This is a genomic window from Variovorax sp. CCNWLW235, assembly GCF_037204085.1.
Taxonomy (GTDB): Bacteria; Pseudomonadota; Gammaproteobacteria; order Burkholderiales; family Burkholderiaceae_C; genus Variovorax.
This window is the reverse complement of record NZ_JBBCBW010000010.1, coordinates 113,098-136,445: the sequence shown is the minus strand read 5'-3', so window position 1 is coordinate 136,445 and position 23,348 is coordinate 113,098. Positions and strand designations below refer to the sequence as shown.

Below are 23,348 nucleotides of genomic sequence, written 5' to 3'. Positions count from 1 at the left end.
GCGTGCATCACCCAAGCGTGGCCAGCAGCTGCCGCGAGGTGGCGTGCGCGCCGAACACGCCCCCCTGCATCGTGATCATCTTCAGCGCCGCCAAGTGATTGCCGTGGTCGGTGGCGGCCGTGCAGTCGGACAGCAGCAGGCATTCGAAGCCGCGGTCGTTGGCGTCGCGCATGGTGGTGTGCACGCACACGTCGGTGGTGATGCCCGCAAGAATCAGGTTCTCGATGCCGCGCGTGCGCAAGATCAGTTCGAGATCGGTCGCGTAGAACGATCCCTTGCCGGGCTTGTCGATCACCACCTCGCCAGGCAGCGGCGCGAGTTCGGGAATGATCTCCCAGCCCGGCTCGCCGCGCACCAGGATGCGCCCGCACGGCCCGTCGTCGCCAATGCCCACGCCGCCGGCGCCAATCTGCCGCGAGCGCCAGCGCTTGTTGGCGGGCAGGTCCGCCAGGTCGGGCCGGTGGCCTTCGCGCGTGTGAATGATGTGAAAACCCAGCGGCCGCATTGCCGCGAGCGTGCGCGCGATAGGCTGGATCGGCGCCTGCACCAGCGAGAGGTCGTAGCCCATCACGTCCACGTAGCCGCCCTTGCCGCAGAAGTCGGTCTGCATGTCGATCACGATCAACGCGGTGTTGTCGGGCCGCAATGCGCCGTTGTAGGGCCAGGCATAGGGTTCGGCCTCAACGTGGCGGCCAGTTGTCGTTGTCATGGCGTTCAGTTCCTTGTCGATGAAAGTTCGCCGGGGCTGCCAAGTGCCGTGCTGCCGGGCTTGCAGGTGAACACAAGAATGACCAGCGTGAGCACGTAGGGCACGGTGTTGAACAGGTGATAGCCCCAGCCGATGCCGATGGACTGCAGCGCGGGCCCGATGGCCCCCGCGCCGCCGAAGAGAAACGCAGCGCCCACGCAGCGCAGCGGGCTCCAGCGCGCAAAGATCACGAGCGCCACCGCAATGAGGCCCTGGCCGCTGGAAATGCCTTCGTTCCAGCTGCCCGGATAGAACAGCGTGAGCGATGCGCCACCAAGCCCGGCGATGAAGCCGCCCGCCGTCGTCGCCGCGATGCGCAGGCCCGAGACCGAATAGCCGAGCGCGCGCGTTGCCTGCGCCGAATCGCCGGCCATCCGCACCAGCAGGCCGGCGCGTGTGCGCGCAAAGCCCCACCAGAGCAGCACGGCCAGCGCCACGCCAATGGGCACCAGCGCGTTGAGTTGCAGCGCCGAACGAACCACCGTGTTGTCGCTCCAGAAGCCCAGCGGTATGGCGGGAATCTGCGGCGCCTGCGGCTGGATGAGCGGCTTGCCAAGGTAGAAGGCGAGCCCCGTGCCGAGCAGCATCAGGGCGATGCCGGTGGCCACGTCGTTCACGCGGTCGAGCGAACACAGCAGGCCGTGCAGCAGCGCAAGCGCCGCGCCCGCCACCGCGCCAATCAGCACGCCGAGCCAGGCCGAATCGGTGAGATAGGCGCCGCCGAAGGCTGCCATGGCCGACAGCACCAGCACGCCCTCGAGCCCCAGGTTGATGCGCCCCGACTTCTCGGTCAGGCATTCACCCAGGCTCACGAAGAGAAACGGTGCCCCCACGCGCAGCGCACCGCCGACGATGCCGGCCACAAGCGCGATCCACTGATCCACCGTCATGCCGGGCTCCCCGAAGCACGGAGCACGCGGGCGCGCAACGCGCTCCAGTCGATCATGCGCAGGCCCTCGCTCGCAAGAATGAGCACGAACGCAATGCCCTGCAGCACCAGCACCGATGCATCGGGCAAGCCGAGCCGCCGCTGCAACAGGCTGCCCGCCGCGCCGAAGCCGCCGAACAGGATGGCCACCGGCACGATGGCCGCGGGGTTGTGCCGCGCGATGAACGACACCAGGATGCCCGCATAGCCGTAGCCCGCGATCAAGGAGGCATTCGCGTTGGTGTGAACCGCCGCCACCTCGACCGCGCCCGCGAGCCCCGCGCAGGCACCGCCGAGCGCGCAGGCGCCGAGGATGAGCCGTGTGGCCGGCAGCCCCACGAGCTGCGCCGTGCGCGGATTGCCGCCCACCACGCGCACCGAAAAACCCGAGGCGGTGGCGCGCAGCCACCACGCGAGCCCAAGGCAGGCGACCACGCCGATCACGAAGCCCCAATGCACGTCGGAGCCACCGATACCGCCGATCAGCAACCCCTCGTTCAGCGCATGCGTCGACGGCTTGTTGAGGCTGGCCGGGTCGCGCAGTGGCCCTTCGACCAGGTGCTTGAAGATGCCGATGGCGATGTAGGCCAGCAGCAGGCTGCTGATGGTTTCGTTGATGCCGCGGTACTGGCGCAGCCAGCCCGCAAGGGCGATCCACAGCGCCCCGGCAAGCGCGCCCGCAATGCACACTGCCGCCGTGCCCACGATGTTGCCCGGCAGCGGCAGCGCATGCGCGAACGCCGCCGCGGCCAGGCCGCCGAGCACCAGCGCGCCCTCCCCGCCGATGACGATGAGCCCCGCCCGCGCCGGCAGCGCCACGCACAGCGCGGTGAGCATCAGCGGCGCGGCTCGCTGCAAGGTGTTCTGCCACGAGAACCAGTCGCCGAACGCGCCCTTGAAGAGCGTCGCCCAGACCTCCACCGGATCGACGCCGGCAAAGGCCACCAGCACGCCGAAGAGCAGCAGCGCCGCCGCAATGGCGAACACCGGCAGGGCGAATTCCTTGAGCGCGTGGCGCATGGTGAGGATGAACCCGGAATCAGGCCGAGCCGATCACGCCTTCGACCAGGTAGTTCATCTTTTCCAGTTCCAGGTCGGTCTGCTTCAGCACCTTGCCGGCCGGGACCACGACGGCGCCCTTGTTGTCCTTGATGCCGTCCTTGAAGATGTCGAAGGTGCCGGCGATCATCCTGGCCTTGATCTCGTCGGCCTGCTTCTTTGCAGCGTCGAGCACCATGGGGCCGTAGGCGGACATCTTCACGTAGCCCTCCTTCAGGCCGCCGCGCAGGAAGTTCGGATGCGGCTTGCCGCTTTGCGCCGCCTCGATGGCCGCCTTGTAGGCCGTGAGCCAGTTCCACTCGGCACCGGTGAGGTACGCATTGGGCGCCAGCTTGGCCTGGCTCGCGTGGTAGCCGCAAACCATCTTGCCGCGCTTGGCCGCCGTCTCCACCACCACCTTGGGGCCGTCGACGTGCATGGTGAACACGTCGCAGCCCTGGTCGGCCAGGCTGTTGGTGGCCTCGGCTTCCTTCACGGCCATCGACCAGTCACCGGTGAAGATCACACTGCACGTGATGTTCGGCTTGACCGAGCGCGCGCCGAGCGTAAAGGCGTTGATGTTGCGCAGCACCTGCGGAATGGGCTTGGCGGCAACGAAGGCGATCTTGTTGCTCTTGGTCATGTGCGCGGCAATCACGCCGTTCAGGAACTGGCACTCGTCGATGTAGCCGAAGAAACTGCCGGCGTTCTTCGGGTGCTTGCCCTCTGTCCAGAGGCCGCCGCAGTGCGAGAAGCGCACGTCGGGGTTCTTGGGCGCCACGGCAAGGATGTGCGGATCGAAGTAGCCGAACGACGTGGGGAACAGCAGCTTGGCGCCGTCCTGCGAGATCATGCCGGTCATGGTCTTCTGCACGGCGGCGGTCTCGGGCACGTTCTCTTCTTCCACCACCTTCACTCCGGGTAGCTTCTTTACTTCGGCCGCCGCCATGGCGTGCGCCTGGTTGTAGCCGTAGTCGTCGCGTGCGCCGACGTAGATCACGCCGACTGTCAGCGGCTTGGCCTGTGCGTCGGCAAGGGCACTCCAGCCTCCAAGGGAACCGGCAGCGCCGAGCGCGGCCAGGGATTTGAGGGACTCGCGGCGATTGATGGGGCTGGTCATGGCGTTCTCCGGTCTTGGATACAAGGTGGGGTGCAAAAAATGTGCCTGTGTGTTCAGTCGATCAGGCTCACGTGCGCGGCGGCCACGCGCCAGCCATCGGCGGTGCGCAGCCAGGTCTGGCTCTGGCGGCCGGTCTGGCGGCTGCCTTCGCGACGGAACTCGGTATTGGCGGTCGCCAAGTCGCGGCCGTAGGTGGTGATGACAGTGCGCAGCAGCTCGCGCGGCGGGCTCTGCACCGGCAGCGACGCGCGAAAGGCGCTGATGGCCGCATGGCCGTAGTGGTTCTCGGCGTAGCCGTAGCGCAGCGTGTGCGGGCTGTTCCAGAACAGCTCGTCGAGCACATCGCGGCGGTTGGTCACCAGCGCCTCTTCGTAGCGCGCGAACACCGCGGTCACTTCGGCAAGCACTTCGGGGATGTTGATTTCCAGGGTCATCTGCGCACCTCGCGTTGAAAGATGTCGAGGCTGAGCTTCTTCATTGCAACAAAGCTCTCGGTGCTCAGCGTCTCGACCGTGCGCGGCCGTGCATCGCCGTAGCGCAGAATCTCGGCCACCTTGGTGGGCCGCTTGGTCAAAAGCAGCACCTCGTCGGCCAGGTACACGGCCTCTTCCAGGTCGTGCGACACCAGCAGCATGGTGGTGCCGGTCTGCATGAACACCTCCTGCAGCTTCTCGCGGATGAAGAGGGTCATCTCGAAGTCGAGCGCGGAGAACGGCTCGTCGAGAAACAGCACCTCGGGGTTGGGCGCAAGCGCCCGCATGATCGACGCGGTCTGCTGCTGGCCGCCCGAGAGCTCGTACGGAAAGCGCTTCAGGTCGAACTTGACGTCGAACGACGCCACCAGCTCTTCCATGCGCCGGTCGACCTCGGCCTTGCTGCGGCCTTCGAGCTTCAGCGGGTAGGCGATGTTGTCGATGGTGCGCATCCACGGGAACATCGCCTCGCGGTAGTTCTGGAACACGTAGCCGATCTTGGTGTCCTTGCGCTGCTTGCCGTCGAACAGGATTTCGCCCGCATCGATGGGAATGAGCCCGGCGATCATGTTGATGAGCGTGGACTTGCCGCAGCCGTTCGGGCCGAACACCGAAACGATCTTGTGCTTGGGAATGTCGAGGTCGAAGTTCTCGTACAGCGGCCAGCCCGCAAAGTACTTGGTCAGGCCGCGAATGGTGATGTGCGTGCCGGCCGGGCCCGGCTTGAACACGGGCTTGGGCACGTCGGCATACACCGGGCCGTTGACGACGATGTCGGGTGTCACTTTCATCGACCGCTCCAGTGCACGATGCGGCGCTCGGCCACAAGAAAAAGAATGTTGAGTGCATAGCCCAGCGCACCGGCGGCAAGAATGGCCGCGTACATGCTCTTCACGTTGAGCACCTGCTGCGCGTCGATGATGCGGTGGCCAAGGCCCGTGTCAGAGCCGATGAACATCTCGGCCACGATGACGATCACCAAGGCCATCGACACCGCCGAGCGCAGGCCCACGAAGCTGGGCTGCAGGCTTTCCCACACCAGCACGTCCTTGAAGATCTGCCAGCGCGAGGCGCCCATGACGCGTGCCGCCATCACGCGCTGCTTGCGCGCATTGATGACGCCGTAGGCACTGTTGAACACCACGATCAGCAGCGCGCCAAAGGCCGCGATGGCCACCTTGTTGACGTCCGACACGCCGAAGATCAGCAGGAACAGCGGAATGAGCGCGGACGAAGGTGTGGAGCGGAAGAAGTCGATCAGGAACTCGACGCTGCGGTAGGCCTTCTCATTGCTGCCGAGCAGCACGCCCAGCGGCACGCCGACCACCGCCGCAATCAGGAACGCCTGCAGCGTGCGCCACACGGTCATCGCAAAGTCGGTGAGCAGCGGCCCGCCCGCAAGCCCGGTGATCAACGCCGCAACGGTGTCGGCGGGCGTGGGCAGCAGGATCGGCTTGATGAAGCCGAGCCGCACCGCCAGGTCCCACACGATGAACAGCACCACGGGTCCGATGAAGGGCAGCAGCCGGTCGCGCAGTGGCGGCTTGGGCATGGCCGTAGCCGTGGCTCCGGCGGCGGGCGGCGTCCACGGCGCGGCCGTGGTCGTGCTTGCGTCGGCCATGGTCAGGCCTTGTAGAGCAGGCCGTCCACCAGCACCTTCTTCTCGAAGATGCCTTTCTCGGTGAACAGGTCGTAGAACTTCTGGAAGTACGCCACGTCGCTCGGCTTGAACTCGTTGTAGAGCATGTACGACGCGAGAGGCACTTCGGCCGTGAGCTTGCCCTCGATGGCGGTGTAGCCCTTCATGTGCTGGCGGGCGTCGTCGGGCTTGGTGCGCACCAGCTCGACGCCGCGCGCGTAGGCGGCGATGTACTTCTTGGCGACTTCCGGGTTCTTCTTGATGAACTCGCTGGTGAGGCTGGCCGCGCCGCCGTGCCACGGCGCCATCGGATCGCCCAGGATGTACCTGGCGACCACGCCGGCCTCGATGACACGCGTGGTGCCGTTCATGCGGCCCACGGTGCCGGTGGGCTCCAGCGTGTAGCAGGCGTCGACCTGGCCCGCGACGAGCGCGGCCACGTGCTGGCCGATGGGCAGCTCGCTCACCGTGGCGCCCTTGGCGCCCGCGCGTTCGAGCATGGTCTTGCACAGGGTCACGTTCTGGATGCCGGGGCCCGAAGCGATCTTCTTGCCGGCCAGCTCGGCCATGGTCTTGATCGGGCTGTCCTTGGCGACGATGAATTCGTCGAGCACGAACTTGGCGTTGCTCGGGTTGGTGCAGAAGATCTTGAAGAGGCCCGGCTGCGCGATCTCGCCGATGGCGAGGTTGGCCGAGCCCGTGCCGTTGGAACTGCCGTCGCAGCGGCCCGCCAGCATGCCTTCCATGACCTGCTGCGCGCCCGCGAACTTGAGCGGCTCCACGTCGAGGCCCGCTTCCTTGAAGTAGCCACGGTCCACCGCGGCAAAGAACGGCAGGCCCGCGGCCACCGGCCAGAAGCCGATGCGGATCTTCGGTGCGGCTTGCGCACGCACGATGGCCGGCGCGGCCAGCACGGCCAAGCCCGCTGCGCCGGCTTGCAACAACTGGCGGCGCGACGCGGCGGCGGGCGATTTTTCAGGGATGCTCATGAAGACTCCTCGATCGGTCAGGTTGAAATGGCTTGGGAAGAAACGGTGCGGCTCGCGATGTAGGCACGCCAGCCGCCGTGGTGGCTCACGTCTTCGGCGTCGGCCAGCGCATGGCCTTCGCAGATGAAGCCGTGCACCCAGCTGCCGTCGGCAAGCTCCACGCTGCCGAGCCCCAGCGGAGGCGGAATCAGGGCCAGGAAGCTGCCGACCTGCGCAACCGGAACCGACCACACCTCGAGTGCGATGGCGCTACCGCCGCCTGCGCTGCGCTGCAACCCCGGCTTGGGCGGCACGGTGCCGGGCAAGGCGTGGAGCCGGTAGCGTGGCGCGGTGGTCGTGGCACGCAGCAGCGTGGCGCCGCGGTCGGTGAGTTGGCTGTTGAGCGGCATGCCCGAAAGGTGTGCGCCGACGACGGCGATGGGCATCGTCTGCGCTTGCGAGACGCCAAGGCCCGCAATGGCGCGTGGCTCTGGCAGCGGCAAGCCGGTGGCGCCCTGCGACAGGCCGGTGGCGTGGTGATAGCGCTGGCCCAGATCGGCCAGCGCAAGATCGCTGCCGCAAGGGCCGATCAGCGTGATGCCGAACGGCAGGCCATCGGCACGCAGCGAACTCGGCACCGAGATGGCGGCGTAGTCCAGCAGGTTGACGAAGTTGGTGTACGCGCCAAGATTGCGGTTGAGCACGACCGGGTCGGCGCGCATCTGGTCGCGCGTGTAGTGCGTGGGCGCGGTCGGCACCAGCAGCACGTCGATGCCACGCCACATCGGCTCGACCTGTTGTGCGAGCGCGCGCAGTCTTGTCTGCGCCTCGAATACGTCGGCGGCGCTGTAGCCGCGGCCGCTCTCGAGAATGCCGCGCACCGGTTCGATGACCTGGGAGCCGTGCGCATCGAAGAACCCGCGCACCGCGGCATAGCGCTCGGCCACCAGTGCGCTTTCATAGAGCAGCGCGGCGGCCTCGGCCAGAGGGGCGAAGGGAATCGTCACGGGTGTGCCGCCGAGCGCCACGAGCCGCGCCTGTGCGTCGCGGAAGGCCGCTTCGGCCTCCACGTCACCGAAGAAGCTCAGCGTATCGGGCACGCCGAAGCGGAATGCCGACGGAAAGGGGTCGCTCCGCAAGGCAAGTTCGCGCGAATAGGGATCGCGCGCATCCGGGCCCGCGGCCGCAAGAAGCACGTCGACAGCCAGGCCGACCGTGCGCGCGAAGATCGACACGCAGTCCGCGCTCTGCGCAGCGGGCACCACACCAAAGGCGCTCAGCAAGCCGCGCGAGGGCTTGATGCCGACGATGTTGTTGAGCCCGGCGGGCACGCGGCCCGAGCCGGCCGTGTCGGTGCCGAGCGCAAAGTCGACCTCACCCGCGGCCACCACATAGGCCGAGCCCGAACTGGAGCCGCCCGAGACATAACGCGGGTCGAAGGCATTTGGCACTTCGCCATAGGGAGAGCGCGTGCCGTTCAGGCCGCAGGCGAACTGGTCGAGATTGGTCTTGCCGAGAAGCGATGCACCGGCATCGAGCAGTTTCTGCACCACGGCCGCGTGTGCCGAGGGTTTGCGGTCGAAGGCCGGACAGGCGGCGGTCGTGGGCACGCCGGCCACGTCGATGTTGTCCTTGACGGCAAAGCGCAGGCCGGCGAGCGGGCCTTTTCCCGTATCCGCGCCGGGCACGGGCCGAGGGAAGCGCGCGATCCACGCCGCGGCGGCCGATCCGTTTTCTTCATGCACCATATCAAAGCATCCAAACTTGTGTACAAGTCGAGATGCAAGCAGTGTGCCAAGGCGATCGGAGGTCCCGTTCAGCAGATTTTGTTCAGGGGGGTTTGCCCCCTCTCCCTCTGGGAGAGGGTTGGGGTGAGGGCTGCGTGCGGCCGATGAGGCGCGGCTGTTATATGAGGCCCGCTGCCCTCACCCCTGCCCTCTCCCAGAGGGAGAGGGAGTAATACACCAGCCCTACCCTTTGCCAGGGACAGGGCGATACCTCAGCTCCGCTTGGCTTCGCGGTAGAGCTTTTCCACCTTCGGCAGGTTGGCTTCGAGCTTCTGGATGCGGTCCGGCCCGCTCGGGTGGGTCGACAGAAAACTCAGCCCGCCCTGGTTCTTGGACGCCGTGGCCATCTTCTTCCAGAGCGACACCGAGGCCTGCGGGTCGTAACCGGCGCGCGCCGCCAGCTCCAGGCCGACGAGGTCGGCCTCGGTCTCATCGCTGCGGCTGAATTTGAGGGTGATCAGCTGCGTGCCGGCGCGGGCCGCCAGGTCGCCCATCTGGCCCAGGCCCAGCAGCTGCGCGCCGATGGAGAGCGCAGCGCCGGTGCCGGCGCTCTTGGCCATGCGCGCGCGCGCATGCTCGCGCAGCGCATGGGCCATCTCGTGGCCCATCACCATCGCCACCTCGTCGTCATTGAGCTTGAGCTGCTCGAGGATGCCGGTGAAGAAGGCGATCTTGCCGCCCGGCATGCAGAAGGCATTGATCTGCTTGCTGCCGATGAGGTTGACCTCCCACTTCCAATCGCGCGCCCGCGTGTTCCAGGGCGTGGCGAACGGAATCAGCCGGTTGGCAATGGTGCGCAGCCTTTGCAGCTGGGCGTTGCCGTCGCCCGCGAGCGCACCCTTGGCGCGCGCCTGCGCGAGCAGTTGCCCGTATTGCTGGACGCCGGCGGCCTCGATCCGGTCGGCCGGCACCAGGTTGCGCGCCACGGATGCATTGCCCACGTTGACCTGCGCCAGCGCCGGCCCCGTCAGTGCCACGCCAGCCGCGGCAAGCAGGAAGGCCCGCCGCGGCTGCCAGGCCGAGGAACGGGAGACTGAAGAAGCCGTGGAAGGAAGAAGGAGCTCGCATCGTGTGCACATGCGCGGATCATAGGAACAATTGCCGACAAAAAGACGGCTCGGCGCACGGCGCGCCCTCATGGACAATCCGGGGTTCATGTCTGCCCAGCCCGCCGAAACCTCCACCGCCTCTTCCCTGCCCTGGCGCGACGCGCTGAAGGTCTATCTCGAGCCTGCCACCCTGCGCATGCTGGCGCTCGGCTTTTCCGCCGGCCTGCCGCTGCTGCTGGTGCTGGGCACGCTGAGCTTCCGGCTGCGCGAAGCGGGCATCGACCGCACCACCATCGGCTACCTGAGCTGGGTGGGCCTGGCCTACGGCTTCAAATGGGTCTGGGCACCGCTGGTCGACCGGCTGCCGCTGCCGCCGCTCACCACGCTGCTGGGGCGCCGGCGCGGCTGGCTGCTGCTGGCGCAGGCGCTGGTGATCGTGGGGCTGATCGGCATGGCGCTCAACGACCCGCGCCACGGCCTCGCGCCGCTGATCTGGTGTGCCCTGCTGGTGGCTTTCGGCTCGGCCACGCAAGACATTGCGCTGGACGCGTTCCGAATCGAATCGGCCGAAACCCGGAAGCAAGCCGCGCTCGCCGCCGCCTATCAAACAGGCTATCGCCTCGCGATGATCTGGGCGGGCGCCGGCGTGCTGTGGGTGGCGGCCTGGGCCGAGGTGGCGCCGGTCGCAGGCGTCACGGGTGTGGCGGCCTACCAGAACGGCGCCTGGAAAACGGCCTACCTGGTCATGGCCGCCTCGATGGCGGTCGGCGTGCTCACGGTGCTGCTCTCGCCCGAGCCGGCGCGGCGCGTGCTGCCCAAAGCAAAGAACGCGGCCGAGTGGCTGCAGGGCGTGCTCATCGAGCCCTTTGCCGACTTCATTCGCCGCTACAAGTGGCAAGCCGCGCTGATCCTCGCGCTGATTGCCATCTACCGCATCAGCGACGTGGTGATGGGCATCATGGCCAACCCGTTCTACGTGGACATGGGCTTCACCAAGGACGAGGTGGCCACGGTCAGCAAGATCTACGGCGTGGTGATGACGCTGGTGGGCGCCTTTGTCGGCGGTGTGCTGTCGATGCGACTGGGCGTGATGCGCGTGCTGATGCTGGGCGCGGTGCTCAGCGCCGCCAGCAACCTGCTGTTTGCCTGGCTGGCCTCGCGCGGGCACGACCTCACGGCGCTGATTGCGGTGGTGTCGGCCGACAACCTGGCTGGCGGCATCGCCTCGGCGGCGTTCATTGCCTATCTCTCCAGCCTGACGAACATCAGCTACTCCGCCACGCAATACGCCCTGTTCAGCTCGTTGATGCTGCTGCTGCCGAAGTTCATTGCCGGCTACTCGGGTGTTTTTGTCGATGCCTACGGCTACGCCCCGTTCTTTACCGCCACGGCCCTGCTGGGGGTGCCGGTGCTGCTGCTGGTGGCCTTGGCCGCCCGAATCACCACGACCATAGCCCCTGCCGAGCGTCAATAGAGCACGGGCCCTATAGGAAAACAGCTGACGCTGGGGGCCCCGCACAACTGGTAGGCTTTCACTTTCCGGTTACCTTTCGCATCGCTTTCAAAGCGATTACCTTCGCCCGAAACCCACAAGCAACGTGCCGCCCCGCATTTCTCCCCTTCAGATCAGCGCCTTCACGGCCACTTCGGCCGTCGGTGTCGGCAAGGAGCCGCTCGCCGAGGCGCTCGCGCATTCGCGCAGCGGCTTGCGCGCCAACGATTTCGGCGATGCGCCGCTGCCCACCTGGATCGGCCGGGTCGACGGGCTCGAAGACATTCGCCTGCCCGAAGACCTCGCCCCCTGGGACTGCCGCAACAACCGGCTCGCCTGGCTGGGCCTGCATGCCGACGGTTTTCCCGAAGCCGTGGCAGCCGCGCGGGCCAAGTACGGGCCTTCGCGCATCGCGCTGATCCTGGGCACCTCCACATCCAGCATCGGCGAAACCGAACTGGCCTACACCCAGCTCGACGCCGACGGGCTCTTTCCCGTGAACCAGCGCCGCCCTGCGGTGCACACGCCGCATTCGCTGGCCATGTTCGTGCAGCAGGTGCTCGGGCTCACCGGCCCCAGCGAGACGATTTCCACTGCCTGCTCATCGAGCGCCAAGGTGTTCGCCTCGGCCGAGCGGCTGATCCGCCTCGGGCTGGCCGATGCCGCCGTGGTGGGCGGGGTCGACACGCTGTGCGGCAGCGTGCTGTTCGGCTTCAATTCGCTCGAACTGGTGTCCAGCGAGCCCTGCCGGCCTTTCGACGCCGGCCGCAAGGGCATCAGCCTGGGCGAGGCGGCCGGCTTTGCGCTGGTGGAGCGCGTGCAGGACGACGCAGCCGCGCCGCTGCGCCTCCTCGGCTACGGTGAAGCGAGCGATGCGCATCACATGTCGACGCCGCACCCGGAAGGCCTGGGCGCCGAACGCGCGCTCGACGAAGCGCTGGCACGCGCGGGCCTGGCGCCCGACGCCATCGACTACATCAATATGCACGGCACGGCGAGCCAGAAGAACGACGAGGTCGAAGGCGCGCTGGTGGCGCGCCGCTTCCCCGCCACCACGCACGCCAGTTCGACCAAGGGCTTCATGGGCCACACGCTGGGCGCGGCGGGCATCGTCGAATCGGTAATCAGCCTGCTGGCCATCGAACGCGGGTTGATGCCCGGCACCGTGAACACGAACGAGCTCGATACCGGCTTCGGGCCGCAGATCAAGCTGGAGCCCGCGCACGGCGAGGTTCGCTACGCGCTGACCAACTCCTTCGGTTTCGGCGGCAACAACTGCTCGCTGGTGTTCGGCAAGGCGGCCCGATGACCGCCGCGAACCAGGCTCCGAAGCCGCCCACCCTCTACATCGAAGGCCCGGCCTTCTGGACGCCCACGCTGCCAGGCTGGGAGGCCGCCCGCGCTGCCTTCCGCGGCGAAGGCACGCTCACTGATCCACCGGCCAAGCGCCCCTCGCCGCAGGTGCTGGCGCCGGCCGAGCGCCGCCGCGCACCCGATACCGTCGCTCTTGCGCTCGAAGTGGCGGCCGCGTCGATGGCAGGCGCGGGCCGCAATGCGGCGGACGTGCCCTGCGTGTTCGTCTCGGCGCACGGCGATCTTTCGATCAACGACTACATGTGCAGCACGCTCGCGACCGACCCAACGGTGCTGTCGCCCACGCGTTTTCACAACTCGGTGCACAACGCGGCCGTGGGTTACTGGACCATCGGCACGGGCTGCATGGCGGCCAGCAATTCGGTTTCAGCCTACGAGAACAGCTTTGCCGCCGGCCTGCTCGAAGCGGCGGTGCAATGCGCGGCCGACCACTCGCCGGTGCTGCTGGTGGGCTACGACACGCCCACAGTGGGCGCGCTGACCTCGGTAACCGACAGCCAGGGCCTGCTGGCCGTGGCGCTGGTGATTGCGCCCGAGCGCACCGAGCGCACCGTGGCGTCTTTCGACTGGTCGACGGAGAGCGGCGACGGCAGCGCGCCGGCGCCCCTGTCGGACGCCGCAAAGACGCTGGCGCACATCAACCCGATGGCGCATGCGCTCGGCCTGTTCGAATCGCTGGCGCGCGTGGCGGACGACGACCCGCCCGGGCCGCTGGACCTGCCGCTTTCTTCCACCCTGGCGCTGCGGTTGCAACTGCAGCGGGTCCGGGACTGAAGTTCCATGACCGGCACTGCGCATACATGTGACGCAGTGATCATGGGCGGCGGGCTCGCGGGCCTCACTCTGGCGCTGCAGCTCAAGCAGCGCTTTGACGACATCGACGTGCTGGTGCTGGAGCGGCGCAAGCACCCGGTGCCGCACGCGGCCCACAAGGTGGGCGAGTCGTCGGTGGAAATCGGCGCGCACTACTTCGACACGGTGCTCGGCCTCAAGCCGCACATGGACAGCGCGCAACTGCGCAAGTTCGGCTTTCGCTTTTTCTTCAGCGAGGGCCGGCGCGACATCGACCAGGTTACCGAGATCGGCGCGAGCCGCTACCTGGCGGTGCCCAGCTACCAGATCGACCGCGGCATCTTCGAGAACTATCTTGCCCAGGAGGCCGTTCGGCGCGGAGTGCGCTTCGACGATGCCGCGCTGGTGCGCCGCGTCGAACTGGCTTCGGACGCCAAGGCGCCGCATCGCATCGAATGGTCGCGTGGCGACCAGACGCACAGCGCCCAGGCGCGCTGGATCATCGATGCCTGCGGGCGGGCCGGGCTGCTCAAGCGCAAGCTGGGGTTGGCCGAGCCCAACGGGCACGACGTCAACGCGGTGTGGTTTCGCATCGGCGAGCGCATTGCCATCGACGACTGGAGCGACAACTCCGACTGGCAGGCGCGCTGCGATCCCCGCGCACGCTGGCTTTCGACCAATCACCTGTGCGGCGCCGGGTACTGGGCCTGGCTGATTCCGCTGGCTTCGGGTTCGCACTCGGTGGGCATCGTGGCGGACCCCAAGCTGCATCCGCTGGACACCATCGACACCTTCGAGAAAGCGATGCAGTGGTTTGCCGCCTACCAGCCGCGGCTGTATGAAGCGCTGGACGGCAAGCGGCACCTGCTGCAGGACTTCGCCTTTCTCAGGCACTTCTCGCACGGCTGCAAGCAGGTGTTCTCGGGCCAGCGGTGGGCGCTGACGGGTGAGGCGGGGCTGTTTCTCGACCCGTTCTATTCGCCGGGCAGCGACTTCATCGCGATCAGCAACACCTACATCACCGACCTGGTGGCGCACGACCGCGCGGGCCGCTCGGTGGAAGCGCGCGCGCAGCTGTACGACCAGATCTACCACTCGTTCTACGAGAGCACGCTGGCGCTCTACCAGGACCAGTACCCGCTCTTTGGCGACCCCGAGGTGCTGCCGGTGAAGGTGATATGGGACTACGCCTACTACTGGGGCGTGCTGTCGCAGATCTTCTTCCAGCAGCGGCTCACCGACCTGATGCTGCTTGGCAGCCTGAAGGAAGAACTGCAACACTGCCAGCGCCTGAACCTGGCGGTGCAGCAGCTGCTGCGCGCATGGTCCGCCGCAAGCGCCAGGCGCAACGCCCCGGTGCTGCTCGACCAGGCCGCAATGCCGTGGTTCGCCGAACTCAACCGGAGCCTGAAGGACCCGCGGCTGGACGATGCCGGGTTCAAGGAGCGCATCCGGGCCTCCACGGCGCAGCTGCGGCAGCTTGCACGCGAAATTCTCGAGCGGGCGCGGGCCGACAATACGGACCTGGGCGATTGCGCCCTGCCCGCTATCCTCGAAGAAAACATGTCGTCGCCGCCCGCACGCGCGGAAAGCGGCGCTATGCTTTTCGCAGCGCTTCCGGTTGACCACCGGGAGCCGCGTTTACCCAACTTTACGGAGCGTTCAAGCCCCGTTGCCCCCCGTGCACGACCATGAAGCGCATGAGCACCCCCCAACTTTTGATGATCGAAGACGACGCCCGCCTGGCGCAGATGGTAGGCGAATACCTGACGCAGTCGGGTTTTCTCTTCACCCATGCCGGCGACGGCGCCAGCGGCCTCGAGCAGCTGCAGCAGCACGCGCCCGACCTGGTGATTCTCGACCTGATGCTGCCCGACACCGACGGCCTTGAAATCTGCCGCCGCATCCGCTCGCTGCCCGCGCCGGCTTCGAAGGTGTCGGTGCTCATGCTCACCGCCAAGGGCGACCCCATGGACCGCATCATCGGCCTGGAGATCGGCGCCGACGACTACCTGCCCAAGCCTTTCGAGCCGCGCGAGCTGCTGGCGCGCATCCGCGCGGTGCTGCGCCGCCGCAGCGAGAACAGCGCCGACACCGAAGCCAGCACGGTGATGCGCTTCGGCACGCTCGAGATCGACCGCAATGCGCGCACCGTGGCGGTGGGCGGTGCGCTGGCCGACCTCACCTCCTACCAGTTCGACCTGCTGGTGGCCATGGCCGAGCGCGCGGGCCGCGTGCTCACGCGCGACCAGATCATGGAAGCCGTGCGTGGCCGCGAGCTCGAAGCCTTCGACCGCTCGATCGATGTGCACATGGGCCGCATCCGCGCCGCCATCGAGGTCGACGCCAAGAACCCCAAGCGCATCCTCACGGTGCGCGGCGTGGGCTACGTGTTCGCCAAGCAGCAGGACTGACCGGCCGATGCTGCGCAGCCTGTACTCACGCCATCTCTACGTCCGCATCTGGCTTGCGGTGGTGGGCGGCGTCGTCATCTTGACGCTGATGGCCAACTGGATCGTGCGCGAAGCCGCGGAGGCCGAGCGCGAGCGCCTGGCACCGGTGCCGCGCAACGTGGTGGTGCTCGATGCGCAAGACCGCACCATCGGCAGCGGCAAGGCGCTGCGCGTGCCGGGCCAGGGGCTGGAGTTCGATGTGACGCTGAGCGACGGCAAGGCCATCACGCTGCGCGTGGCGCCGCGCGACCGGCCCACCGGCACCGGCGGGTTCGCGCCCTGGCGCACGCCTTTCGGGCTGGGCTGGATGATTGCGCTCGTGGGCATTGCCGTGGCGCTGGGCGTGTACCCCATCGTGCGGCGCCTTACCCAGCGGCTGGAGACGCTGCAGCGCGGTGTGCAACGCTGGGGCGAAGGCGACCTTTCGGTGCGCGTGATCGAAGAAGGGCAGGACGAAGTGGCTGATCTCTCCAAACGTTTCAACGCATCGGCCGAACGCATCGAAAAACTGGTGCGCTCGCACAAATCGCTGCTGGCCAATGCATCGCACGAGCTGCGCTCGCCGCTCACCCGCATCCGCATGGGCCTGGAACTGATGGGCGACCGCCCGAGCCCCGCGGCGCGCGAGGAAATTTCGCGCAACATCGGCGAGCTCGACCAGCTCATCGACGAGATCCTGCTGGCCAGCCGGCTCGATGCGAGCGAGGCCGACATGGGCACCATCGAGGCGGTCGACCTGACCGGGCTCGCGGCCGAGGAGTGCTCGCAGGTGAATGCCGAGCTCGACCTGGTGGAAGGCACCGACAACGCCAGGCTCACCGTGCCGGGCGTGTCGCGCCTGCTGCGCCGGGCGATCCGCAACCTGCTCGAGAACGCGCGCCGCTATGGCAACGGCGACATCAGGGTGGAGCTCGGCAGCGCCAACGGCTTTGCCACGGTGCGCGTCACCGACCGCGGCCCGGGCGTGCCGCCTGCCCTGCGCGAACGCATCTTCGAGCCCTTCTACCGGCTGCCCGGCGCCAGCGAGCGCAACGGCGGCGTCGGCCTGGGGCTTGCGCTGGTGAAGTCGATTGCCGAGCGGCACGGCGGCAGCGTGCGCTGCGAAGACGGTCCGGAAGGCGGCGCGAGCTTCGTGATCCGCTTGCCAGCGGGCGCGCCCGCGCACTGAACCCGCCTTCCGGCGGCGGGCCGGGGCAAGTCAGGTGGGGGCCGCCCTGCCCCACCTAAAATCCCGCCCCTATGCAGAGATCGCACATCGTCAGGCCCGCGGCCGCGTTCTGGGGGCTGGTGGTGTTCATGCCCGTCGGCGTCACCTACCTTTCGGCCTTGCTGTTGCTCGCCACCATGCTGGTGGCCGGCAGCTACCGCGAGCGTTATGAGCGGCTGCGCGCCAACCCGCTGTGGTGGCCGCTGGTGGCGTACCTGGGGTGGACTTTCATCGTGCTGGCCATCGGGCCGCACTACCCCGAGACCGGCTCCAACCTCTTCCACGGCCTGCGCATCGGCATCACCATCTTGATGGCGCTGGCGCTCACGCGCGAGGAGGCGATCTGGGCGCTGCGCGGCTTCCTGCTGATCGCGGCGCTGAACATCGTGCTGATCGTCGCGTTCTACGCCACAGGCTTTCCTATCTGGTCGCCGCTGCGCGCGGTGGTCATGGAGGTGGGCAACAAGTCGATCAGCAACGCGCTGCTTTTCAGCGTGGTGGCCTCCACCGCTGCGGTATGGGGCATTGCGCAGATTGCCGCGCACAGGCCGCTGCGTGCCGTTCCCGCCTTTGTGCTGGTGCTCGGCCTGGGCCTGGTGGTGGCGCTGCCGCTCACCTCGCGCACCTCGGTGCTCGCGCTGATGCTGGTGATTCCGGTGGTGTGCATCCACCAATGGCGCAGCCACCTGAAGATGCTGGTGAGTTCGCTGGTGCTGGGCGCCGTGGTGCTGGCCGCCGCGCTCTACCAGTTGCCGCAGCTGCAACACAAGGTCGAGACCGGCATCGAGGAAATCGAAAAGGCGCAGGCCGGCGCGGTCTTCAAGGGCAGCTGGGTCATTCGCTACTACATGTACCGCGACACCGGCCTCATGATCGCCGACCGGCCGCTCACCGGCTGGGGCATCGGCGGCTGGACCGACCAGTGGCACAAGCGCGGACCGGCGATGTTTGCGGATTCGAACATGCCGCACAACGACTTCCTGTGGGTCGGCGCGCAGGGCGGCCTGCCGGCCTTGCTGAGCCTGCTGGTGATCATGGTGGGCGCCGTCTGGCAGGCGTGGAAGCGGCCCGACATTGCGGGCCGCTACGCGTTGGCGGCCACGCTGATCGCATTGATCGCATCGAGCGTGAATTCGGCCGTGCGCGATGCGCAGATCGGCCTGGCGCTGCTGTGGATTGCGATGGTGTACCTGCGGCTTGCGCAGGAACCCCGGAGCGTCCAGCCCTGGAACGACTTGTTGCCGGGAAGCCGCATGGCAGCGGTGCCCGAGGCTCCCGCTTCCAGCTAGATCGCTATCGGATAGCGGCCGCGCTCAGTGCCGCGACGACACCGTCTCGCCCGCCTTCAGGCGGTAGACGGTGCCGCAGTACGGGCACTTGGCCTCGCCGGTGCGCGCCACATCGAGGTACACCTTGGGGTGGGTGTTCCAGAGCTTCATGTCGGCCTTGGGGCTGGGGCAGAACACGCCGCCCTGGTGGTTGAGCTCCTTGGCCAGGAGTTCGACGACTGCGTTGGTAGACATGTTTCTCAGACTTTCGTGAGCCAGTGGGCGTACTTGGGGTTCTTGCCGTTCACGATGTCGAAGAAGGCCGTCTGGATCTTCTCGGTGATCGGGCCGCGCGAGCCGCCGTCGCCGCGATTGCCGATTTCCACGCGGTCGAGTTCGCGGATGGGCGTCACTTCGGCCGCGGTGCCGGTGAAGAAGGCTTCGTCGGCAATGTAGACCTCGTCGCGCGTGATGCGCTTTTGCACCAGTTCGAGCCCCAGGTCCTTGCACACGTGCAGGATGGTGTTGCGGGTGATGCCGTTCAGCGCGCCGGCCGACAGGTCGGGCGTGTAGACCACGCCGCCCTTCACCACGAAGATGTTCTCGCCCGCGCCTTCGGAGACGAAGCCGTTCGCATCGAGCAGCAGCGCCTCGTCATAGCCGTCGTCCAGCGCTTCCATGTTGGCCAGGATGGAGTTGGTGTAGTTGCTCACCGTCTTGGCCTGCGTCATCGTGATGTTGACGTGGTGGCGGGTGTAGCTGGAGGTCTTCACGCGGATGCCGCGCTTCATGCCCTCTTCGCCCAGGTAGGCGCCCCACGACCAGGCCGCCACCATGGCGTGCACCTTGTTGCCCTTGGGGCTCACGCCGAGCTTTTCGGAGCCGATCCAGATCAGCGGGCGCAGGTAGCAGCTTTCGAGCTTGTTCTCGCGCACGACCTGTTTCTGGGCTTCGTTCAACTGTTCCTGCGAGAAGGGGATCTTCATGCGCAGGATCTTGGCGCTGTTGAACAGGCGCTCGGTGTGCTCGGCCAGGCGGAAGATGGCTGTGCCTTCGGCCGTCTTGTAGGCGCGCACGCCCTCGAAGGCGCCGCAGCCGTAGTGCAGCGTGTGGCTCAGCACGTGGATCTTGGCGTCGCGCCAGTCCACGAGTTCGCCGTCCATCCAGATCTTGCCGTCACGGTCGTCCAGCGAGGGGGGGATCGAGCTCATTTCCTGATTCCTTTGGGGGGGCAGCTGTGTGGGGAGCGACCCGGGAGTCGCAAAAGCTTTCGATTTTACGGCGCCCGGCGGAACGGGGTGCCCGACAATGGCGGGTTGTCCAAACCAGTGGAAAAAGGGTTTCCGTGTCCGTATTCAAGAACGTCATCGTCTATCGCATCGAACCTGCCTGGTCCCAAACACTGACCGAGATCGAAGAAGGCCTCGGCAAGCAGCGCTTCGAACCCTGCGGCCCTTCGCAGGAAAAATCCGCCGGCTGGGTGGAGCCCCGCGGCGAAGCCAACGGCCCGCTGGTCGAATCCATCGGCGGCCAGTGGCTGGTCGAATACATGATCGAGAGCAAGCAGGTGCCCGGCTCCGTGGTGCGCCGCAAGCTCGACGAGCGCTGCGCGCAGATCGAGGCCACCACCGGACGCAAGCCCGGCAAGAAGGAAAAGAAAGAGCTCAAGGAAGACATCACCCTGGAGCTGCTGCCCATGGCCTTCACGCGCAGCGCGCGCGTGGCCGTGTGGATCGACCAGGCCGAGCGCCGCCTCGTGATCAACAGCGCCAATGCCGCCCGCGCCGACGAAGTGGTGACCAGCCTCGTGAAGTCGCTCGATGGCTTTGCCGTGGCCCTCATCAACACGCAGATCGAGCCCGCCGCGGCCATGGCCAACTGGCTGCTCACGCAGGAACCGCCGGCCGGCTTCACCATCGACCGCGAGTGCGAGCTCAAGGCGTCGGACGATTCCAAGGCCGTGGTGCGCTACGCCAAGCATCCGCTGGACATCGAGGAAGTGCAAAAGCACATCACCGACGGCAAGCGCCCCACGCGCCTGGCGCTCACCTGGGACGACCGCGTGTCCTTCGAGCTGACGCACGGCATGCTGATCCGCAAGATCGTGTTCCTCGAAGGCACGGGCGACGGTGCCTCGGGCGGCAAGAAGGAAGACAACTTCGACGCCGACGTGGCCATTGCCACCGGCGAGCTCGGCCAGCTGGTGCCGGCGCTGCTCGATGCATTGGGCGGCGAAGCAGCCTTCAGCGGTGCGCCGACCGATGCAGCCCCCAAGGCTGCTGCGGAGGCCCCCACGACCACCACCCCGGCGGACGCCGAGGTCGAGGAAGACGCGCCCTTCTGACCTGGCGGCGCCTCGCGGCGGCTCAGCCAGCCGTGTTTTCTTCGGAAGACGGAGCGACGTCAGGCTCCGCCTCAGGGCGCGTCAGCGTCCAGCTTTGCAGCTTGCCGCCGTTGAACACGGCGTCGACGTATGAGCCGCCCGTATCGGTCCACCGATAAAGCTCGGGCTGCTCGTCCTGCGGCGAGCGCAGTTCGCCAAGCGCGCGCGTCATGGCAATCACGTGCATCAGTGTCACGCCCTTCTTGAGCTTGGCGTTGAGCATCACCGAGCTTGCGACATAGCCGACCGGGCGATCGGCCGCGCGCTTGAGCACCTGCATGGCGCGGGTGAAGTGCATCAGCAGGAACATCACGATCACGCCGCCCGCCAGGGCGACGCCGCCCCATCCGCCGCTGCGCCAGGCCAGCCCTAGAAGGACGATGGCGCCCACGGGCACCAGCAATTTCTGGAAATTCATGGCGCGCATTGTCGCCGCGCGGCGGCCTGAGCCCCGCGGGCGTCATTCGAAAGTACGCATGTGAATCGGGGGCGATTTTTCGCCGCACTGGCACGGCCGGCGGCAGTAGCGGCCGTGGCTACCGCCGGGCGCGCGGCGCGGTACTCGCCCTGAAAAGCACCCGGCGCGGTGGCGTCAGGCGGCACATTTCATCTCACGGGCATCAGCCCGGGCCACTGAAAAGCGTATGAGCATTCCCCGATCCGTCACATTCGTTCGTCTCAGCCTTTGCGCCGCACTCACGGCCACCGCCCTCAGCGGTTGCTACGTGGTGCCGCTCGGACAACCCGCTCCCGCGGCGCCGCCTTCGCAGGCCTATGCCGTGGCACCGGGCCCGGTGGCGCAAAGCTTCAGTGCGCGGCTGTATCCGTCGAACGCCGAAGCGGCGCGCTACGGAACCATTGCAGGCACGGTGACCAACGACATGAACGGACGCGGACATTTCAACGCGCTGATCGGCAATGAGCAGTTTCAGGGAGAGGCGACCCGGGTTGCGGGCTCGCGAGGTGCCGGCCTGGCGAACGCCAGCGGCAATCGCGGCGGCAACCTGAGTTGCCAGTACACGATGAACTCGGCCACGTTGGGCAGCGGCCAATGCGTGCTCAACGGCGGACCGGCGTTCACGATGCACATCGGGGGGTAGGGAGGGTGGCCCGGCGCGTCACTGGCGCGCCGGGCATTTTTTTCCCCGAGGATCAATCGAGGCGGCGGACTACGTCCATCGCCTCTTCGATGCGTTCGACGGCGTGGATGGTCAGGCCTTCGATCTCCTTCGTGCCCTTGCGCGGCGCATTCGCCTTGGGCACCACGGCCACGCTGAAGCCCAGCTTGGCCGCTTCGCGCAGGCGCTCCTGCCCACGCGGCGCGGGGCGCACTTCACCCGCCAGCCCGACTTCTCCGAACGCGATGAAGCCCTTGGGGAGCGGCTTGCCGCGCAGGCTCGAGGTAATGGCGAGCATCACGGCCAGGTCGGCCGCGGGTTCGCTGATGCGCACGCCGCCTACTGCGTTGACGAACACGTCCTGGTCCATGCAGGCCACGCCCGCATGACGATGCAGCACGGCCAGCAGCATCGCGAGGCGGTCGCGGTCAAGCCCCACTGAAAGGCGGCGCGGGCTGGGCCCGCCGTTGTCGACCAGCGCCTGAATCTCCACCAGCATCGGCCGCGTGCCTTCGAGCGTGACCAGCACCACGCTGCCGGGCACCGGCTCGGCATGCTGGCTCAGGAAGATCGCGCTCGGGTTGGTCACACCCTTCAGGCCGCGCTCCGTCATGGCGAACACGCCGATTTCGTTCACGGCGCCAAAGCGGTTCTTGATGGCCCGCACGAGGCGAAAGCTCGAATGCGTATCGCCCTCGAAGTACAGCACCGTGTCCACCATGTGCTCGAGCACGCGCGGGCCGGCAAGCGCGCCCTCCTTGGTGACGTGGCCCACCAACACCACCGCCGTGCCGCTGGTCTTGGCAAAGCGCGTGAGGTGCGCCGCGCATTCGCGCACCTGCGCCACGGAACCGGGTGCCGAAGTGAGCTGGTCGGAATACACCGTCTGGATCGAGTCGATCACCGCAATGGCGGGCCGGTTGGCATCGAGCGTGGCGATGATCTTTTCAAGCTGGATTTCGGCCAGCACCTGCACCTGCGAGTGGTCGAGCCCGAGCCGCTTGGAGCGCAGCGCCACCTGCGCGCCGCTTTCCTCGCCGGTAACGTAGAGCGCGTTCTGCCCCGCGCGCTGCAGCGCATCGACGGCCTGCAGCAGCAGCGTCGACTTGCCGATGCCCGGGTCCCCGCCGATGAGCGTGACGCCGCCCGACACGATGCCGCCGCCCAGCACACGGTCGAGCTCGTCGAGCCCGGTGGGCGTGCGCGCGACGTCGGTCGCTTCTATTTCAGACAGCGTGGCGAGCTCGGAGACGCCCGCGAGCGCGGTGTACTGCGTGCCGAAGCGGTTGTTGGCCGGGCCGGTGCTGCCCGCCACTTGCTCGATGAGTGTGTTCCAGGCGCCGCAGCTCGGGCATTTGCCGAGCCACTTGGGGCTGGTGCCGCCGCATTCGCTGCAGACGAAGAGAGATTTTTCCTTGGCCATGCGTTGAGTTTAGGTGTCCGCACAAACCCTGATGGAAAACCGCTAGGAAAGAAAAATCGAATCATTTAACATGTTAACTAATTTGACG

Annotated in this window: 23 protein-coding genes; 9 read left to right on the top strand and 14 right to left on the bottom strand. The window is 67.2% G+C overall.

All coding sequences use genetic code 11. The features are described 5' to 3' along the window. Window positions 1-7 precede the first annotated feature (7 nt). From biuH to V9L21_RS13940, 10 genes are all read right to left on the bottom strand, one after another. The gene (gene biuH / locus V9L21_RS13985) at window positions 8-709 is read right to left on the bottom strand and encodes a biuret amidohydrolase (protein WP_337312769.1); all 702 of its coding nucleotides are present in this window, start codon (window positions 707-709) and stop codon (window positions 8-10) included. Window positions 710-714: 5 nt separating this feature from the next. Continuing rightward, the gene (locus V9L21_RS13980) at window positions 715-1,638 is read right to left on the bottom strand and encodes an ABC transporter permease (protein WP_337312767.1); all 924 of its coding nucleotides are present in this window, start codon (window positions 1,636-1,638) and stop codon (window positions 715-717) included. After that, window positions 1,635-2,696 carry an ABC transporter permease gene (locus tag V9L21_RS13975; protein WP_337312765.1) on the bottom strand — a complete coding sequence of 354 codons (1,062 nt, stop codon included), beginning with the start codon at window positions 2,694-2,696 and terminating at the stop codon, window positions 1,635-1,637. Before V9L21_RS13975 ends, V9L21_RS13980 begins: the two co-directional genes overlap by 4 nt. 19 nt (window positions 2,697-2,715) lie before the next feature. Beyond that, window positions 2,716-3,834 (bottom strand): BMP family ABC transporter substrate-binding protein, encoded by a 1,119-nt coding sequence (locus V9L21_RS13970; protein ID WP_337312763.1) that lies wholly within the window; start codon window positions 3,832-3,834, stop codon window positions 2,716-2,718. Between the two features lie 53 nt (window positions 3,835-3,887). After that, window positions 3,888-4,268, bottom strand: coding sequence for an oxalurate catabolism protein HpxZ (hpxZ, locus tag V9L21_RS13965; RefSeq protein ID WP_337312761.1), 381 nt, complete (start codon window positions 4,266-4,268; stop codon window positions 3,888-3,890). Continuing rightward, window positions 4,265-5,098 (bottom strand): ABC transporter ATP-binding protein, encoded by an 834-nt coding sequence (locus tag V9L21_RS13960; protein ID WP_337312759.1) that lies wholly within the window; start codon window positions 5,096-5,098, stop codon window positions 4,265-4,267. Before V9L21_RS13960 ends, hpxZ begins: the two co-directional genes overlap by 4 nt. Further along, window positions 5,095-5,928 carry an ABC transporter permease gene (locus tag V9L21_RS13955; protein WP_337312758.1) on the bottom strand — a complete coding sequence of 278 codons (834 nt, stop codon included), beginning with the start codon at window positions 5,926-5,928 and terminating at the stop codon, window positions 5,095-5,097. The genes V9L21_RS13960 and V9L21_RS13955 overlap by 4 nt, the downstream gene beginning before the upstream one ends. Window positions 5,929-5,930: 2 nt before the next feature. Then, window positions 5,931-6,935 carry an ABC transporter substrate-binding protein gene (locus V9L21_RS13950; RefSeq protein WP_157611434.1) on the bottom strand — a complete coding sequence of 335 codons (1,005 nt, stop codon included), beginning with the start codon at window positions 6,933-6,935 and terminating at the stop codon, window positions 5,931-5,933. 17 nt (window positions 6,936-6,952) lie between these two features. Beyond that, on the bottom strand, window positions 6,953-8,662 hold the full coding sequence (gene atzF, locus V9L21_RS13945) for an allophanate hydrolase (protein WP_337312755.1): 1,710 nt from the start codon (window positions 8,660-8,662) through the stop codon (window positions 6,953-6,955). Window positions 8,663-8,913: 251 nt separating this feature from the next. After that, entirely contained in the window at window positions 8,914-9,780 is an 867-nt protein-coding gene (locus tag V9L21_RS13940; RefSeq protein ID WP_337312753.1) for a M48 family metallopeptidase, read from the bottom strand. Between the two features lie 58 nt (window positions 9,781-9,838). Between V9L21_RS13940 and V9L21_RS13935 the strand changes: the two genes are divergently transcribed. The 7 genes from V9L21_RS13935 (at window position 9,839) to V9L21_RS13905 (ending at window position 18,357) form a co-directional block, all read left to right on the top strand. Further along, entirely contained in the window at window positions 9,839-11,224 is a 1,386-nt protein-coding gene (locus V9L21_RS13935; protein WP_443304853.1) for an AmpG family muropeptide MFS transporter, read from the top strand. A gap of 124 nt (window positions 11,225-11,348) precedes the next feature. After that, window positions 11,349-12,551 (top strand): beta-ketoacyl-[acyl-carrier-protein] synthase family protein, encoded by a 1,203-nt coding sequence (locus V9L21_RS13930; protein WP_337312749.1) that lies wholly within the window; start codon window positions 11,349-11,351, stop codon window positions 12,549-12,551. Beyond that, entirely contained in the window at window positions 12,548-13,390 is an 843-nt protein-coding gene (locus V9L21_RS13925) for a beta-ketoacyl synthase chain length factor (protein WP_337312747.1), read from the top strand. The genes V9L21_RS13930 and V9L21_RS13925 overlap by 4 nt, the downstream gene beginning before the upstream one ends. Before the next feature lie 6 nt (window positions 13,391-13,396). Beyond that, window positions 13,397-15,103 carry an NAD(P)/FAD-dependent oxidoreductase gene (locus V9L21_RS13920; RefSeq protein ID WP_337312744.1) on the top strand — a complete coding sequence of 569 codons (1,707 nt, stop codon included), beginning with the start codon at window positions 13,397-13,399 and terminating at the stop codon, window positions 15,101-15,103. Further along, window positions 15,100-15,822, top strand: coding sequence for a response regulator transcription factor (locus V9L21_RS13915; RefSeq protein WP_337312742.1), 723 nt, complete (start codon window positions 15,100-15,102; stop codon window positions 15,820-15,822). Before V9L21_RS13920 ends, V9L21_RS13915 begins: the two co-directional genes overlap by 4 nt. Before the next feature lie 7 nt (window positions 15,823-15,829). Next, window positions 15,830-17,029: an ATP-binding protein gene (locus V9L21_RS13910; protein ID WP_337312740.1), complete on the top strand. Its 1,200-nt coding sequence runs from the start codon at window positions 15,830-15,832 to the stop codon at window positions 17,027-17,029. 71 nt (window positions 17,030-17,100) lie between these two features. Continuing rightward, the gene (locus tag V9L21_RS13905; protein ID WP_337312738.1) at window positions 17,101-18,357 is read left to right on the top strand and encodes an O-antigen ligase family protein; all 1,257 of its coding nucleotides are present in this window, start codon (window positions 17,101-17,103) and stop codon (window positions 18,355-18,357) included. A 24-nt stretch (window positions 18,358-18,381) separates the two neighbouring features. Here the strand turns inward: V9L21_RS13905 and V9L21_RS13900 are convergent, their stop codons facing one another. Both V9L21_RS13900 and V9L21_RS13895 read right to left on the bottom strand, forming a co-directional pair. Next, window positions 18,382-18,591 carry a zinc-finger domain-containing protein gene (locus V9L21_RS13900; protein WP_126747864.1) on the bottom strand — a complete coding sequence of 70 codons (210 nt, stop codon included), beginning with the start codon at window positions 18,589-18,591 and terminating at the stop codon, window positions 18,382-18,384. Between the two features lie 5 nt (window positions 18,592-18,596). Further along, entirely contained in the window at window positions 18,597-19,547 is a 951-nt protein-coding gene (locus V9L21_RS13895) for a branched-chain amino acid transaminase (RefSeq protein ID WP_258503455.1), read from the bottom strand. Window positions 19,548-19,681: 134 nt separating this feature from the next. Between V9L21_RS13895 and V9L21_RS13890 the strand changes: the two genes are divergently transcribed. Beyond that, window positions 19,682-20,680 carry a recombination-associated protein RdgC gene (locus tag V9L21_RS13890; RefSeq protein WP_258503453.1) on the top strand — a complete coding sequence of 333 codons (999 nt, stop codon included), beginning with the start codon at window positions 19,682-19,684 and terminating at the stop codon, window positions 20,678-20,680. Window positions 20,681-20,702: 22 nt separating this feature from the next. Here the strand turns inward: V9L21_RS13890 and V9L21_RS13885 are convergent, their stop codons facing one another. Then, window positions 20,703-21,146 (bottom strand): glycerate kinase, encoded by a 444-nt coding sequence (locus V9L21_RS13885; RefSeq protein WP_337312736.1) that lies wholly within the window; start codon window positions 21,144-21,146, stop codon window positions 20,703-20,705. 217 nt (window positions 21,147-21,363) lie between these two features. On the opposite strand from V9L21_RS13885, the gene V9L21_RS13880 reads away from it, so the two are divergent. Further along, entirely contained in the window at window positions 21,364-21,819 is a 456-nt protein-coding gene (locus V9L21_RS13880) for a hypothetical protein (RefSeq protein ID WP_337312734.1), read from the top strand. A gap of 52 nt (window positions 21,820-21,871) precedes the next feature. On the opposite strand, the gene radA is transcribed toward V9L21_RS13880, so the two are convergent. Then, window positions 21,872-23,260 (bottom strand): DNA repair protein RadA, encoded by a 1,389-nt coding sequence (gene radA, locus V9L21_RS13875; protein WP_337312732.1) that lies wholly within the window; start codon window positions 23,258-23,260, stop codon window positions 21,872-21,874. Window positions 23,261-23,348: the final 88 nt, after the last annotated feature.